15 protein-coding genes are annotated in these 14,300 nt (G+C 64.0%); 12 read left to right on the plus strand and 3 right to left on the minus strand.

The window, feature by feature from the left end; all coding sequences use genetic code 11:
• Positions 1–130: 130 nt before the first annotated feature.
• The 3 genes from XH98_RS11870 (at position 131) to argC (ending at position 2,635) form a co-directional block, all read left to right on the plus strand.
• The gene (locus tag XH98_RS11870; RefSeq protein WP_057745026.1) at positions 131–661 is read left to right on the plus strand and encodes a DedA family protein; all 531 of its coding nucleotides are present in this window, start codon (positions 131–133) and stop codon (positions 659–661) included.
• A 325-nt stretch (positions 662–986) separates the two neighbouring features.
• Complete coding sequence (locus XH98_RS11875; RefSeq protein ID WP_271618694.1) at positions 987–1,655, plus strand: FMN-binding negative transcriptional regulator; 669 nt, start codon at positions 987–989, stop codon at positions 1,653–1,655.
• Entirely contained in the window at positions 1,652–2,635 is a 984-nt protein-coding gene (gene argC / locus XH98_RS11880; RefSeq protein WP_271618695.1) for an N-acetyl-gamma-glutamyl-phosphate reductase, read from the plus strand. The genes XH98_RS11875 and argC overlap by 4 nt, the downstream gene beginning before the upstream one ends.
• A gap of 184 nt (positions 2,636–2,819) precedes the next feature.
• Here argC and XH98_RS11885 read toward each other — a convergent pair whose 3' ends face one another.
• Entirely contained in the window at positions 2,820–3,218 is a 399-nt protein-coding gene (locus tag XH98_RS11885) for an MAPEG family protein (RefSeq protein WP_057754556.1), read from the minus strand.
• A gap of 58 nt (positions 3,219–3,276) precedes the next feature.
• A complete protein-coding gene (locus XH98_RS11890; protein ID WP_271602845.1) occupies positions 3,277–5,106 on the minus strand; it encodes a PHA/PHB synthase family protein in 1,830 nt (609 codons plus the stop codon).
• Between XH98_RS11890 and XH98_RS11895 the strand changes: the two genes are divergently transcribed.
• The 6 genes from XH98_RS11895 to XH98_RS11920 all read left to right on the plus strand — a co-directional run bounded on the left by XH98_RS11895 (position 5,084) and on the right by XH98_RS11920 (position 10,391).
• Positions 5,084–5,347, plus strand: coding sequence for a hypothetical protein (locus tag XH98_RS11895; RefSeq protein ID WP_271602844.1), 264 nt, complete (start codon positions 5,084–5,086; stop codon positions 5,345–5,347). The genes XH98_RS11890 and XH98_RS11895 overlap by 23 nt on opposite strands.
• Before the next feature lie 12 nt (positions 5,348–5,359).
• Positions 5,360–5,635, plus strand: coding sequence for a hypothetical protein (locus XH98_RS11900; protein ID WP_271602843.1), 276 nt, complete (start codon positions 5,360–5,362; stop codon positions 5,633–5,635).
• Between the two features lie 210 nt (positions 5,636–5,845).
• On the plus strand, positions 5,846–7,066 hold the full coding sequence (locus tag XH98_RS11905; protein WP_057754565.1) for an LL-diaminopimelate aminotransferase: 1,221 nt from the start codon (positions 5,846–5,848) through the stop codon (positions 7,064–7,066).
• Positions 7,067–7,094: 28 nt separating this feature from the next.
• On the plus strand, positions 7,095–8,411 hold the full coding sequence (locus tag XH98_RS11910) for a homoserine dehydrogenase (RefSeq protein WP_271618696.1): 1,317 nt from the start codon (positions 7,095–7,097) through the stop codon (positions 8,409–8,411).
• Positions 8,412–8,548: 137 nt separating this feature from the next.
• Positions 8,549–9,550 (plus strand): class II fructose-bisphosphatase, encoded by a 1,002-nt coding sequence (gene glpX, locus XH98_RS11915; protein WP_057754573.1) that lies wholly within the window; start codon positions 8,549–8,551, stop codon positions 9,548–9,550.
• Between the two features lie 121 nt (positions 9,551–9,671).
• Positions 9,672–10,391 (plus strand): haloacid dehalogenase type II, encoded by a 720-nt coding sequence (locus XH98_RS11920; protein ID WP_057754576.1) that lies wholly within the window; start codon positions 9,672–9,674, stop codon positions 10,389–10,391.
• 13 nt (positions 10,392–10,404) lie between these two features.
• Here XH98_RS11920 and XH98_RS11925 read toward each other — a convergent pair whose 3' ends face one another.
• The gene (locus XH98_RS11925; protein WP_271618697.1) at positions 10,405–11,070 is read right to left on the minus strand and encodes a GntR family transcriptional regulator; all 666 of its coding nucleotides are present in this window, start codon (positions 11,068–11,070) and stop codon (positions 10,405–10,407) included.
• Positions 11,071–11,187: 117 nt separating this feature from the next.
• On the opposite strand from XH98_RS11925, the gene XH98_RS11930 reads away from it, so the two are divergent.
• From XH98_RS11930 to XH98_RS11940, 3 genes are read left to right on the plus strand one after another with little or no spacing between them, the layout of a single operon-like run.
• Positions 11,188–11,982: an enoyl-CoA hydratase/isomerase family protein gene (locus XH98_RS11930; protein WP_271602839.1), complete on the plus strand. Its 795-nt coding sequence runs from the start codon at positions 11,188–11,190 to the stop codon at positions 11,980–11,982.
• A 10-nt stretch (positions 11,983–11,992) separates the two neighbouring features.
• On the plus strand, positions 11,993–13,252 hold the full coding sequence (locus XH98_RS11935; RefSeq protein WP_271602838.1) for a CaiB/BaiF CoA transferase family protein: 1,260 nt from the start codon (positions 11,993–11,995) through the stop codon (positions 13,250–13,252).
• 53 nt (positions 13,253–13,305) lie between these two features.
• The gene (locus XH98_RS11940; RefSeq protein WP_271602837.1) at positions 13,306–14,298 is read left to right on the plus strand and encodes a Bug family tripartite tricarboxylate transporter substrate binding protein; all 993 of its coding nucleotides are present in this window, start codon (positions 13,306–13,308) and stop codon (positions 14,296–14,298) included.
• Positions 14,299–14,300 lie beyond the last annotated feature (2 nt).

Consider the following 14,300-nt stretch of genomic DNA (forward strand, 5'->3'; position numbering starts at 1 on the left):
AGTCCCGGCAATTTGACGCCTCGGTCGGTTCCAGCCTGGTCTTTGTGACTTGATGTCACACAAGTCCTTGGCTTACCAGTCTTTCCTATCTGGCAGGACCTCAAGGCGGGGCGGGAAGGCTATTTTTTGAATGGAGCAGTTTGCGCATGCACTGGCCGATTTCGTGCGCCTCCATCAGGCCTGGGCTGCTCCGATCGTGTTCCTGCTGGCGTTCGGGGAATCGCTGGCTTTCATCTCACTCCTGATCCCGGCCTGGGGGGCGCTGGTCGCCATCGGCGCGCTGATCGGGGTGAGTGGCATCAGCTTCTATCCGATCTGGATTGCCGGTGCGATCGGCGCCGCCCTCGGCGACTGGGTCTCCTACTGGTTCGGCTATCGCTACAAGGAGCACGTCGCGCAGATATGGCCGCTCTCGCGCTATCCGGAAATCCTGCCGAGGGGCGAGGCCTTCGTACGCAGCTGGGGCGTGCCCAGCATCTTCATCGGCCGCTTCTTCGGTCCCTTGCGCGCCTCCGTGCCGCTCGCGGCCGGCATTTTCGAAATGCCGTATTGGAGCTTCCAGGCGGCCAATTTCGTCTCGGCACTGGTCTGGGCCGCGGCGCTTCTGCTGTTCGGCGACGTGATCGCCAGGATCATGGAATGGATCTGGCGGCTGATTTAATTCCCGTCATTCCGGGGCGCTCGCAAAGCGAGCGAACCCGGAATCTCGAAATTGTGTCGCGAGATTCCGGGTTCGATGCTTTCGCATCGCCCCGGAATGACAACCATCACCTTGACGGGAACTGCATCTGGCCTTATAGCCGCGCGCCATGATCAACGCCGCGACCATCCTGTTCGCCCGTCGCCGCCGCCGCACTCTTGCGGTTTGGGCGGTCGATCGCGTTTGAGATCATCGTCTTTGCCGCTGGACCCGATCCGCGGCATTCTCTCTCCTGTCAGCGCGATCTGATCCGGCGGCCCCCGAGGAGGCCCAGCAGGAGACTACGATGTACACGCCACCCCATTTCAAGCCGGATCGCGCCGCGAGCCTGAAATTCGCAGGCGAACGCGGTTTCGGCATCATGTGTGCTTTCGACGGCAGGAAGCCGATCGCTTCCCCGCTGCCGTTCTATTTGACCTATGCCGTCGACGGCACGCCGCAGGTCGCCTTTCACGTCGCCCGTCACAATCCGATGGTAATGCTGGCAGACGGCACGGCGTCCTGGCTGCTCGCGGTGACCGGTCCTGATGCCTATGTCTCCGCGGACTGGTACGTGTCCCCGGATCAGGTGCCGACCTGGCTCTATCAGTCCGTGCATCTGAGCGGGCCGGTACGGGTGTTGTCCGACGACGAACTGTCGGTGCAGGTCGACACTCTCAGCGAGAAGTTCGAGAAGCGGCTCCTGCCGAAGAAGCCGTGGACGTCGGGTAAGATGACGGCGGGCCGGCTCGCGGCACTGAAGAAAGGGATCGTGGGTCTGGTCATGACGGTTGAGGATGTCGAAGGCAGCTTCAAGCTCAACCAGCACAAATCGGACGCCGATTACACGGCGATTGCCAATGCGCTCGGCGCGCAAGCCGATGCCGACGCGAGAGAGATCGCGCAACTGATGCAGGACGTAAGGCCTGAGGCCTTCGCGAACGAAACCAACACGCTCGAAAGGACGGCACCATGAGCCTCACCGAGACGACGAAAGCCCCGACCTCGGGCGCAGCGAGGAAGCCTGCCACCGTCTTCGTCGATGGCGGCTCCGGCACCACCGGGCTCGGCATCAACGAGCGGCTGAAGCTCCAGAACGATGTCGTGGTGAAGACGCTTCCCGACGACAAGCGCAAGGATCCTGCGGCCAAGAAGGCGCTGATCGCGGAGGTGGATCTCGTCATCCTCTGCCTGCCCGACGATGCCGCCAGGGAGACGGTGGCGCTGATCGATAGCATGGGTCCCTCGGGGCCGAAGGTGCTGGACGCCTCGACCGCCTACCGGGTCGCGCCCGATTGGGCCTACGGTTTTCCGGAGCTGGCGCCGGACCAGGCCGGCAAGATCAAGGCCGCGAAGAAAGTCTCCAATCCCGGCTGCTATCCGACCGGCGGCATCGCGCTGCTGCGGCCGATCGTCGATGCCGGCCTGTTGCCGGCCGACTATCCGATCTGCGTCAACGCGGTGAGCGGCTATTCCGGCGGCGGCAAGTCGATGATCGCGAGTTTCGAAGACGGCAGCGCGCCGTCCTTCGAGCTCTACGGCCTCGGCTTCGAACACAAGCATCTGCCGGAGCTGCAGCTCTATTCGAACCTGACGCGTCGGCCGATCTTCATCCCCTCGGTCGGCAATTACCGGCAGGGCATGCTGGTCTCGATCCCGCTGCAGCTCGACACGCTACCGGGCAAGCCCAGCGGCGCGGACCTTCAGTCCGCGCTGGCGAAGCGCTATGCCGGTTCGAAATACGTCAAGGCGATGCCGCTCCAGAACGAGGCGAGCAAGGGCGGCCGGCTCGAGCCCGAGGCTCTCAACGAGACCAACATGCTCGAGCTCTATGTCTTCGCCAGCGACAAGTATCACCAGGCGGTGCTGGTCGCGCGGCTGGACAATCTCGGCAAGGGCGCTTCGGGCGCAGCCGTGCAGAACATGCGGCTGATGCTGGGCCTGCCAGAGGAATAAGGCGACAGCCTATCCGTCGTCACTGCGAGCCACCGGGTCCGCGCGCAGCGCGGCCCGATGACAGGCTCCGCGAAGCAATCCAGGACCTCTCACCGCGAAGACGGTCTGGATTGCTTCGTCGCATCAGCGCAAAATTGCTTCGCGATTTTGTCGCGCGCTCCTCGCAATGACGGTGGAGAGAGCCTCAAAACACCTTGAAGATCGCCAGCGCCAGCACGGCCTGTGCCAGGAAGCCGACGGTGAAGGCGAGGGTGCGAAACACCGGAATGCCCAGCGCATAGACGATCAGATGCGCAACGCGCGCCCAGAAATAGACGACGCAGGCGAGCACCGTCCATTTCGTGGAATAGTCGATCGCATTGAGGATCAGCACCAGCGGCGCGAACAGCACGAGGTTCTCGACCGCATTGTCATGCGCGAACATCAAACGGTTCGCCCATTCGGCTTGCGGCTTGTCGCCGCGCGTGGGGTTGGCCATGGCGCCGCTGAGGCCGCGAACCTGGCAGCGGTTGATGGTGTAGGGGATCCAGAGGATCCCGGTCAGGATCACCGTACAGGTCAGCCAGAACAATTCGCGCGTCATAACCCGGTCCCCTCTCAACTCGATGTCGTGAGCTTATACGAAAACGCGCAGCCTTGCGCTATGCGCGCACCCTGACATAGCTGCCGGGCGCGTCCTCGATGGGCGGGAAGGCCTCGCTCCCGACGCTGCGCGCCGGCACTTCCTCCGGATCGAGCCCGCCCAGCCATTCGCGCCAGTCCGGCCACCACGAGCCCTTGTGCTCCACCGCGCCCTTCATCCACTCCGCGACGTTGGCGGCCTTGATGTTGTCGTTGGTCCAGTACTGGTACTTGCCCGAGGCCGGCGGATTGACGACGCCGGCGATGTGGCCGGAGCCTGACAGGACATACTTCACCGGCCCGCCGAAGAATTGCGAGCCGTACAGCACCGATTCCGCCGGCGCGATGTGGTCCTCGCGCGTGGCGAGGTTGTAGACCGGCACCCTGACCTTGGAGAGATCGAGCAGCGTGTTGTCGAGCACCATGGTGCCGGTCGACAAGCGGTTCTCCAGGTAGCAGTTGCGCAGATAGTAGGAATGGTTGGCCTGGGTCATCCGCGTCGCGTCGGAATTCCAGTGCAGCAGGTCGAACGCGCTCGGCTGCTGGCCCTTGAGGTAATTGCTAACGACGTAGGACCAGATCAGGTCGTTGGAGCGCAGCATGTTGAAGGCCATCGCCATCTTGGAGCCCTCGAGCACGCCAGAGGCCTTCATGTCCTGCTCGAGCGAGGCGATCTGGTCTTCGTCGACGAAGACGAGGAGATCGCCGGCATGGGTGAAGTCGACCTGCGCGGCAAAGAACGTCGCCGAGGTCACGCGCTGACGCCGCTTCTCGGCGAGCCAGGCCAGCGTGGTCGCGAGCATGGTGCCGCCGACGCAATAGCCGGCGGTGTGCACCTTCATCTCGCCGGTGATCTTCTCGATCACGTCCATCGCCGTGAGCGGGCCTAGCTTCATGTAGTCTTCCCAGCTCTTGGAACCGAGCTTCTTGTCGGGATTGACCCATGAGATCACGAACACGGTGATGCCCTGGTCGACGCACCACTTGATGTAGGATTTCTCCGGCTTGAGATCGAGGATGTAGAATTTGTTGATCCAGGGCGGCACGATCAGGAGCGGGGTGCGCAGCACCTTCTCCGTGGTCGGAGAATACTGGATCAGCTGCATCATCTCGTTCTGGTAGATCACCTTGCCAGGCGTCGTCGCCATGTTGACGCCGACGACGAGGTTGTCCGGGTTGGACTGGCGGATCTTCAACATGCCCTTGCCGGCGGCGATGTCCTCCGCCAGCATGGTCAGGCCGCGCGCCAGGTTCTCGCCGCTGCTGGCAACGGTCTCGCGCAGCACCTCCGGATTGGTCAGCACGAAGTTCGACGGCGAGATCGCGTTGGTGACCTGCTGGACGTAGAACTCGGCCTTGCGGCGCGTCGCCGGATCAAGCTCGGCGTCGCGGACCAGCTCCTGCGCCCATTTGCTGGAGAGCAGATAGAGCTGCATCACGAAATCGAAAAACTGGTTCGACTTCCATTCCGGATCGGCAAAGCGCTTGTCGCGCGGCGAGGGCGCGATCGCGGGCTGCGCCTCCTGGCCGGCCATTCGCCGTGCCGCTGAGCCCCAGAGATCGAGATAATCCTTGGCGAGCTTGGTCTGCAGGTCGGACGAGCGCGACTGGTCCGATAGCCAATATTCGGCGACCGTGGTGAAGGTCTTGACGACCTCGGTGAGCTCGGCCGGCGGGCGGTCCTGCACCTCGCCGCTTTCGCGCGGCTTCAGATACGCGGCGAGCGCCTTGCCGCCGCTCTCCATCGCCCGCGCGACATTCATCGCGAAGGCTTCCGCATCGAACTTCGTTTCGGACTTTGACCCTGACGTCGAGCCAGGCTTGGGCATGTCGGTCGTGACGGTACTCATGAGGACAACAGTAACGATTCATTCCGTATTCGTCACCGCGAAGCTCGCCGGTTTCGCGCGAAACAGGCGCGAAGATGTGCTGCACTGCGACAATGCTTCTTGCTTTTGTCACAATCGCGGTGCACGTCTCGTGCCGTGGGCCTTGGAAGATTTCTCGCTCGTGCCATTTGTGGGCAGCAATGGTTTGAGCTTGGGCGGGTTGTTGGCTAAGTTGCCGGCAGCCTTGCGTTGGGACGAGTAGGGGAATTCCCAAGTGTTGGCGTTGTGGGACCTGCAAAAGTCGCGGCTCGTGTGCTGTGCGCTGCTGACCGCAGCTTTCATGCTGGGCGGCTGTTCGAGCCAGCTCGCGGATATGTCTGCCGCCGACACGCCCGCTCACCCCAAGGAGCCTGCCGGCTATTTGCCGGTGCACGATTTGCCGCCTGACCGCGATCAGGCCATCATCCCGCCGGACCAACGCGCCAAGATCGAGGCCGAGCTTGCGGCCGCGCGCGACCGTCAGGCCGTCGCGGCCAAGGATGCCAAATAAGGCCGCGTAATCGCTGGCGCCACCGCCACTCCGTGCTAAAAAGACTTCAATTCAGCCGAGAGTCAGGGCGAAGGAGTTCAGTCCTTGCCACCGAAAATTACTCCAAGTATCTGATTTTGAGTGATTTTCGCGTGCCGGGCGATGTCTCCTGGAAGGAGTGTCATTGCTCCTCGATTCTGCCCTGACCGGTTGCCCGGAGCCCAGAGACCCATGGAAGAATTTTACCGCATCCGCCGCCTTCCGCCTTACGTGTTCGAGCAGGTCAACCGGGCCAAGGCGGCCGCGCGGAACGCTGGCGCCGACATCATCGATCTCGGCATGGGCAATCCGGACCTGCCGGCCCCGCCGCATGTGCTGGAGAAGCTCAAGGAGACGCTGGGCAAGCCGCGCACCGACCGCTATTCGGCCTCGCGTGGCATTCCCGGCCTGCGCCGCGCCCAGGCTGCCTATTACGACCGCCGCTTCGGCGTGAAGCTCAACCCCGACACCCAGGTGGTGGCGACGCTGGGCTCCAAGGAGGGCTTTGCCAACGTGGCGCAGGCCATCACCGCGCCGGGCGACGTGATCCTCTGTCCGAACCCGAGCTATCCGATTCATGCCTTCGGCTTTTTGATGGCGGGCGGCGTGATCCGTTCGGTGCCCTCGGAGCCGACGCCACAATTCTTCGAGGCGGTGGAGCGGGCGATCGTGCATTCGATTCCGAAGCCGCTCGCGCTCGTGGTCTGCTATCCCTCGAACCCGACCGCCTATGTCGCGAGCCTCGATTTCTACAAGGACCTCGTCGCCTTCGCGAAGAAGCACGAGATCCTGATCCTGTCGGATCTTGCCTATGCCGAGGTCTATTTCGACGAGAGCAATCCGCCGCCCTCGGTGCTTCAGGTACCCGGCGCGATCGACGTCACCGTCGAGTTCACCTCGATGTCGAAGACCTATTCGATGGCCGGTTGGCGCATGGGCTTTGCGGTCGGCAATGACCGCGTCATCGCAGCGCTCGCCCGCGTCAAATCCTACCTCGATTACGGCGCCTTCACGCCGGTGCAGGTCGCCGCGACCGCGGCGCTGAACGGCCCTGACGACTGCATCAAGGAGATGCGCGACACCTATCGCAAGCGCCGTGACGCACTGGTGGAATCTTTCGGTCGCGCGGGGTGGGAGATTCCGCCGCCTGAGGCTTCGATGTTCGCCTGGGTGCCGCTGCCGGAGGCGTTCCGCAGTGTCGGCAGCATGCAGTTCGCGACGTTGATGGTGGAGAAATCAGGCGTTGCGGTCTCGCCCGGCGTCGGCTTCGGCGAACATGGTGAAGGATATGTCCGCATCGCCATGGTGGAAAATGAGCAACGGATCAGGCAGGCCGCACGCGGCGTGCGCCGCTTCCTTGAAAGCGGCATCGAAACGTTGCACAACGTCGTTCCACTCGCCAACCGGCGCTAATTCTCTTCTGCAGGTTCACTCAAGCATCATGGTTGCACCCCTGAAAGTGGGCATAGCGGGGCTCGGCACCGTGGGCGCCGAAGTTGTCCGTTTGATCGAAACGCAGGCGCGCGTGCTTGCGGGCCGCAGCGGCCGCGGCATTCGCGTCGTCGCCGTCACCGCACGTTCGAAGGCCAAGAAGCGCGGCATCGACCTGCGCGGCGTCGAATGGGCCAAGGATCCGCTTGCCCTCGCCACGCATCCCGAGGTCGACTGCTTCGTCGAGCTGATGGGCGGCGCCGGCGATCCCGCGCTCTCGGCGGTCGAAGCCGCGCTGAGCACTGGCAAGTCGGTTGTCACAGCCAACAAGGCACTGCTGGCCAAGCACGGAATCAAGCTGGCAAAAGCCGCCGAAAAGCACGGCGGTGCGCTGAATTTCGAGGCAGCGGTCGGCGCTGCGATCCCCGTCATCAAGACGCTACGTGAAGGTCTTGCCGGAACCGGCATCAATCGCGTCTACGGCATCCTCAACGGCACCTGCAATTACATCCTGACGCGGATGGAGCAGGAGGGCCTGTCGTTCGCCGAGTGCCTCCAGGATGCGCAGCGGCTCGGCTATGCCGAGGCCGATCCGTCCTTCGATGTCGACGGCCACGACACCGCGCAAAAGCTCGCGATCCTCGCCAGCCTTGCTTTCGGCACGAAAGTTGCTCAAAGCGCGGTGTATGTCGAAGGCATCTCCTCCATCGCGCCGGAAGATCTTCGCGCGGCCGCCGATCTCGGTTACCGCGTCAAGCTGCTCGGCGTTGCCGTTCGCACCGCCAAGGGCATCGAGCAGCGCGTGCATCCGACCATGGTTCCCAAGACATCCTCGATCGCGCAGGTGATGGGTGTCACCAATGCGGTTACGATCGATGGCGAGGGCATTCCGCCGATCACGCTGGTCGGCCCGGGGGCGGGTGGAGCTGCGACCGCATCCGCCGTCGTTGCCGATATCGCCGACGTCGCGCGCGGCATTCGCGCCAATCCGTTCGGAAGGCCGATCGCGCAGCTGCACGACACCAAGAAGGCGCCGATGGAGCGCCACGAAGGCGGCTATTACATCCGCCTGCTCGCGCGCGATTTCCCGGGCACCGCGGCTGCAATCGCGACCCGGCTCGCCGAGCAGAAGATTTCGATCGAGTCGATCGTGCAGCGCCACCCCAATGGCGGCGCTGCACCTAGCGACGGCAAGGCGGTGCCCGTGCCCGTCATTCTGATCACCTATGCCACGCATGAGGACGCGGTGCGCCGCGCGCTCGCGGCCGTGCAAAAGGACAAGGTGATCAGCGGGCGGCCGCAAGTCATCAGGATTGAGAAGAACTAGAGCATGATCCGGAAAGGTGTGCAGCGGTTTTCCGGAAAGATCATGCTCAAACGATAAGACAGTTCGAACGAACTGTGGGTGTTACGAGTTGATGCGGACGGAGATTTCCGTCCCAAACGCTTCGAAGGAGTTAGCCGATGTCGACCCATATTTCAGTGCCGCCGCAAGCATTGCTCGAGCGCATTCTCACGCTGGAGATCGTGCGTGTGACGGAGCGGGCGGCGGTGTCGTCGGCGCGTCTGCGCGGGCACGGGCAGGAGAAGGCCGCCGACCAGGCCGCCGTCGACGCCATGCGCCGCGAGCTCAACAAGCTGCCGATCCAGGGCACCATCGTGATCGGCGAGGGTGAGCGCGACGAGGCGCCGATGCTCTTCATCGGCGAGAAGGTTGGCGTCAACGCCGGCCCCGAGGTCGATATCGCGGTCGACCCGCTCGAAGGCACCACGCTGTGCGCCAAGAACATGCCGGGCTCGATCGCCACCATGGCAATGGCCGATGGCGGCACGTTGCTGCACGCCCCCGACGTCTACATGCAGAAGCTCGCGATCGGTCCCGGCTACGACAAGGGCGTCGTCGAGCTCGATGCATCGCCGGCCGACAATGTCCGCCGCCTCGCCAAGGCCAAGGGCGTCAAGCCCGAGGGCATCACCGTTCTGGTGCTCGACCGTCCCCGCCATGCCAGCATCATCGAGAGCGTGCGCTCGACCGGCGCTGCCGTCCGCCTCATCACCGACGGCGACGTCGCCGGCGTGATCCACACCGCCGACCCCGACAACACCGGCGTCGACATGTATCTCGGCACCGGCGGCGCGCCGGAAGGCGTGCTCGCGGCCGTGGCGCTGCGCTGTATCGGCGGCCAGATGCAGTGCCGCCTGATCCTCGATTCCGGCGAGAAGATCGAGCGCGCGGCCAAGATGGGCGTCAACGATCCCAAGATGATCTACGGCATCGAGGACATGGCGCGCGGCGACTGCCTGTTCGCCGCGACCGGCGTTACCACCGGTTCACTGCTGTCGGGCGTCAAATTCCGCAAGGACGGCGTGATCGAGACCGAGACGGTGGTGATGCGCTCCGTCACCGGTACCGTGCGCTACATCAAGGCCGAGCATCGCGAGCTCGCGAAGTTCCATCTGGATTGACGCGAAGCGTCATTCCGGGGCTCGCGAAGCGAGAACCCGGAATCCGGAGATTGTAGCGCGAGATTCCGGGTTCGCGCTCCGCGCGCCCCGGAATGACGAAAATAACAACCAGGGAAGCGCCATGTCCGATCTCTCCGCCGTCAAAGCCCTGATCTTCGACGTGTTCGGCACCGTCGTGGACTGGCGCACCAGCTTGATCACCGACTTCATGTGGTGGGGCAAGGGCCGCGGCATCAGCGCCGACTGGACCGCGCTCGTCGACGGCTGGCGCGGCACCTATGTCGCCTCCATGCAGGACGTGCGCGAGCATCCCGAACGCGGCTATGTGATGCTCGACGATCTGCATCGCCGTTCCCTGGAAAAGCTGGTCGAGAAATTCGCCATCAAGGGGCTCACGGACGCCGACCTCGATCATCTCACCAAGGGCTGGCACCGCCTCAACCCCTGGCCCGACAGCGTCGCCGGCCTGACACGATTGAAGACGAAATTCGTGATCTCGCCGCTGTCGAACGGCAACGTCGCGCTGCTCACCAACATGGCGAAGTTCGCGGGCCTGCCCTGGGACCTCATCATGTCGGCCGAGCTGTTCGAGCACTACAAGCCCGATCCCGAAACCTATCTCGGTGCCGCAAAGCTGCTGTGCCTCAAGCCGGCAGAGGTGATGATGGTCGCCGCCCACAATGGGGATCTCGCCGCTGCGCAGAAGAACGGCCTGAAGACCGCGTTCGTCGCCCGGCCGACCGAGTACGGGCCGCACCAGAAGGTCGATTTCGAGGCGACCGGCAATTGGGACATCGTCGCCAAGGATTTCGGCGGCATCGCCGACAAGCTCGGCTGCTAGGCAAGCCGCCGCCTCACGCAATCTTCAGCGCAGGCTCGCTCGTTTCCGTCTCAGCAAATCCCGCCTGCAAGACCTCCTCACGCTTGTGGCGCAGATGCGCGCGCAGGACGTGGGAGAGGCCGACGCCGTCGCGGCGCTGGAGCGCGTTCAGGATCGCCTCGTGCTCCGTCACCGCAAGCGCCCAGCGCTGCGGCGTCATCGGCGTGACATAGCGGGCACGGCGAATCCGCGCGGTTACGGATGCGTAGAGCCCGGCGAGGACGGGGTTGCCGGCGGCGTTGACGATCCCCTCGTGGATGGCGCGGTTGCCGCGATAATAATGGATCAGATCGCCCTCGCGATAATGCTGCACCATGGCTGCATGGGCCGCGGCGATCTCGGCGATCTCGTGATCGGTGATGCGCTCGCAAGCGAGCTCGCCCGCCAGCGCTTCGAGGCCCTGACAGACCTCGAACAAGTCGCGCATGTCCTTGTCGGTGAGCTTGGCTGCGCGCGAGCCGCGATGCGGCAGCAGCTGCACGAGGCCCTCGGCGGCCAGCACCTTGAGCGCTTCACGCAGCGGCGTTCGCGAAATTTCCAGCCGCTCGCACAGCTCGCGCTCGGGAATCCGCGCGCCCGGCGGGATCTCGCCGTCGAGCAGAATCTCGCGGATGCGGCCGACGACCTCCTCATGCAGCATGGGGTACTCTCTATTTTGAATGCAAAAATGATCCAATAGACGAAAGTCAGGTAATTATATCTTGAAAAACCAAAATTTTGCATTCAAAAATGCAAAAAACAGTCGGAGATCGAGGAAATGGACCAGGCCGTGGCGGCGGACGACCTCGTTTTTGAATGCAGGGACGGGATCGGGCGGATCACCTTCAACCGCCCGCAGGCGCGCAACGCCTTCACTTTCACCATGTACGAGCGGCTCGCCACCATCTGCGAGCAGGCCAACGATGACAGGTCGATCAAGGTGCTGGTGTTGCGGGGCGCCGGCGACAAGGCCTTTGCCTCGGGCACCGACATCAACCAGTTCCGCGCATTCCGGACGCCGCAGGACTCCATCGACTACGAGAACCGGATCGACCGGGTGCTGACGACGCTGGAGCAATGCCGGGTACCGACCATCGCGGCGATCAACGGCTTTTGCACCGGCGGTGGTGCGGCCATTGCCGCGGCCTGCGATCTGCGCATCGGCACGCGCAGCACCAGGATCGGCTTTCCCATTGCCCGCACCCTCGGCAATTGCCTGTCGATGTCCAATGTCAGCCGTCTCACCGCGCTGATCGGGGCGGCACGGGTCAAGGACCTGATCTTCACCGCACGTCTCGTCGATGCCGCCGAAGCCGCCGGCATCGGGCTGCTCGGCGAGGTCGTCGACGATCTCACCGCGCTCGACAAGCGCACGGACGAAGTCGCGCGCCTCGTTGCCAGCCACGCGCCGCTGACGCTGAATGCGACCAAGCAGGCGGTCGCCCGGCTGCAACGGCGGCTGATGCCGGAGGAGGGCGAAGACCTCATCCTGATGTGCTACACGAGCCAGGATTTTCGTGAAGGGCTCGATGCTTTCCTCAGCAAGCGCGCCCCGCAGTGGCGCGGCCAATAGGACGCCCCGAATGCAAAGCGATCGATCGCAATCCTTTTCACGCCGTTCGGGACCGCTCGCCGGCCTCAAGGTCATCGACCTCACCCATGTCATGGCCGGGCCGACCTGCACCCTGATGCTCGCCGACATGGGCGCCGACGTCATCAAGATCGAGAAATGGCCCGGTGGTGACGACACCCGCCATTCGGTGCCGCCGAAGATCGGCGACGAAGCCGCCTCGTTCCTGATGATGAACCGCAACAAGCGCGGCATCGTGCTGGACCTGAAGAGCGACGGCGGCAAGGAGGTGCTGCGCCGATTGATCGCGGACGCCGACGTGCTGGTCGAAAACTTTGCGCCGGGCGCGATGGAGCGCCTGGGCTTTGGCTACGAGGAGCTGCACAAGCATTATCCGTCGCTGATCTATTGCTCGTTGTCGGGTTTTGGCCGCACCGGTCCCTACAAGCACCGCCGCGGTTTTGACCTCGTCGCGCAGGCCATGAGCGGCATCATGAGCTTCACCGGCGAGCGCCCCGATGGTCCGCCGGTGAAATGCGGCCCGCCGCTGTCTGACATCACCGCGGGCCTGCTCGCGAGCATGGGCATCCTGGCCGCCTACACGCACCGCCTCAAGACCGGTGAGGGGCAGTGGGTCGAGACCTCGCTCTTTGAGGCGGCACTGGTGCAGACCTATTGGCAGTCGACCATTGCGCTCGCCGCCGGCAGCGCGCCGCGCGCGATGGGCTCGGCCCATCCGCTCAACGCGCCGTACCAGGCGTTCGAGGCCTCGGACGGCTGGCTCGTCGTCGGCGGCGCCAACAAGAAGCACTGGCTCTTGATGCTGGAAGCGCTCGGGGCCAGCGAGCTCGCCGCCGATCCGCGCTTCGTCACCGGCGCCGACCGCATGGCCAATCTGAAGGAGCTGGAAGCCGTCCTGAGCGAGCGCTTCCGCACGAATACGCGCGCGCATTGGCTCGCCGCGCTGGACGAGAAGGGCGTGCCCTGCGGGCCCGTGCACGACATGCTGGAGGCGCTCAGCGATCCGCAGACGCTGGCGCGCGAGATGGTCGTCGAGGTCGAGCATTCCACGCTCGGCCGGGTCAAGACGATCGGGCTGCCGGTCAAATTCTCGGAGACGCCGGGCAAGGTCGCATCAGGCGCGCCCGTCTATGGCGAACATACCCGCGAGGTGCTGGCCGAGCACGGGTTCGACCAGAGGCAAATCGAAGCGCTGGAGCAAGAAGGCGCAATCGTCTCGGCATCCAGGCAGCGCCAAGAAAGCGTCGCCTGAACGGACGTCGAGACGGCTGATCTAAAAAACAGAAAAATCAGTTGGAGGAAATCATGCGTGGGATGTCTCTCTTTTTGCTGTCCGTCAGTGCGGCCGTGCTCGCAGGCCCGATGCCGGCATTCGCGGCCTGGCAGCCGCAAAAGCCAATCGAGTTTGTGGCGACCGCAGGTCCCGGCGGCGGCACCGACAATCTCGCCCGCGCAGTGCAGAACATCATCACCAAGTACAAGCTGACGGAGCAGCCGATCGTCGTCGTCAACAAGGGCGGCGGCAGCGGCGCGGAAGGCTATGTCTACGGCAAGGCCTCTGCCGGCGATCCCTACAAGGTGATCTTCGGCACCTCGAACGCCTGGCAGCAGCCGCTCGTCTCCAAGGTCGCCTTCAACTACACCGACCTCACTCCGATCGCGGCCATGGCGCAGGACGAATTCCTGCTCTGGGTCAAGCAGGACGCGCCGTACAAGACGGCCGGCGACTATCTGAAGGCGGCCGCCTCAGGCGAATTCAAGATGGGCGGCGCGCAGTCCAAGGACACCGACGAGGTCCTGACCCGCATGATCGAGAAGACGGGACACGTCAAGCTCACCTACATTCCCTTCAAGAGCGGCGCCGAGGCCGCCGTGCAGCTCGCCGGCGGGCACATCGATTCCCACGTCAACAATCCCAGCGAGAGTCTCGGCCAATGGCGCGGCGGCACGCAGCGCCCGCTCTGCGTCTTCAGCCCGAAGCGCCTGCCTGAAGCGCCGAAGATCACCGCCACCGAAGGCTGGAGCGACGTTCCGACCTGCACCGAGCAGGGCCTCGACATCAAGCAATATGAGCAGCCGCGCACGGTCTGGCTGCCCGGCAAGGTCACGCCGGAGCAGGCGGCCTACTATGTCGATCTCATGAAGAAGGTGCAGGCGACGCCCGAGTGGAAGGACTACATCGAGAAGACCTCCCAGGTGGACACGTTCCTGACCGGCGCCGAGTTCGACAAGTTCATCAAGGAGGACCTCGAGCACGTCAAGCAAGTCGCGAGCGAGCAGGGCTGGCTGGTCAAGTGAGG

This window comes from Bradyrhizobium sp. CCBAU 51745 (assembly GCF_028128715.1).
GTDB classification, from domain to species: Bacteria; Pseudomonadota; Alphaproteobacteria; order Rhizobiales; family Xanthobacteraceae; genus Bradyrhizobium; species Bradyrhizobium manausense.

Excerpts from the sequence above, each read along its gene's own strand:
- XH98_RS11885 (WP_057754556.1), bottom strand. The coding sequence starts at position 3,218 with ATGACGCGCGAATTGTTCTGGCTGACCTGTACGGTGATCCTGACCGGG.
- XH98_RS11925 (WP_271618697.1), bottom strand. The coding sequence starts at position 11,070 with ATGCTGCATGAGGAGGTCGTCGGCCGCATCCGCGAGATTCTGCTCGAC.
- XH98_RS11940 (WP_271602837.1), top strand. The coding sequence starts at position 13,306 with ATGCGTGGGATGTCTCTCTTTTTGCTGTCCGTCAGTGCGGCCGTGCTC.
- XH98_RS11905 (WP_057754565.1), top strand. The coding sequence starts at position 5,846 with ATGGAAGAATTTTACCGCATCCGCCGCCTTCCGCCTTACGTGTTCGAG.
- XH98_RS11875 (WP_271618694.1), top strand. The coding sequence starts at position 987 with ATGTACACGCCACCCCATTTCAAGCCGGATCGCGCCGCGAGCCTGAAA.
- XH98_RS11870 (WP_057745026.1), top strand. The coding sequence starts at position 131 with ATGGAGCAGTTTGCGCATGCACTGGCCGATTTCGTGCGCCTCCATCAG.
- glpX (WP_057754573.1), top strand. The coding sequence starts at position 8,549 with ATGTCGACCCATATTTCAGTGCCGCCGCAAGCATTGCTCGAGCGCATT.
- XH98_RS11930 (WP_271602839.1), top strand. The coding sequence starts at position 11,188 with ATGGACCAGGCCGTGGCGGCGGACGACCTCGTTTTTGAATGCAGGGAC.
- XH98_RS11935 (WP_271602838.1), top strand. The coding sequence starts at position 11,993 with ATGCAAAGCGATCGATCGCAATCCTTTTCACGCCGTTCGGGACCGCTC.
- XH98_RS11920 (WP_057754576.1), top strand. The coding sequence starts at position 9,672 with ATGTCCGATCTCTCCGCCGTCAAAGCCCTGATCTTCGACGTGTTCGGC.
- XH98_RS11895 (WP_271602844.1), top strand. The coding sequence starts at position 5,084 with ATGTCGGTCGTGACGGTACTCATGAGGACAACAGTAACGATTCATTCC.
- XH98_RS11910 (WP_271618696.1), top strand. The coding sequence starts at position 7,095 with ATGGTTGCACCCCTGAAAGTGGGCATAGCGGGGCTCGGCACCGTGGGC.
- argC (WP_271618695.1), top strand. The coding sequence starts at position 1,652 with ATGAGCCTCACCGAGACGACGAAAGCCCCGACCTCGGGCGCAGCGAGG.
- XH98_RS11890 (WP_271602845.1), bottom strand. The coding sequence starts at position 5,106 with ATGAGTACCGTCACGACCGACATGCCCAAGCCTGGCTCGACGTCAGGG.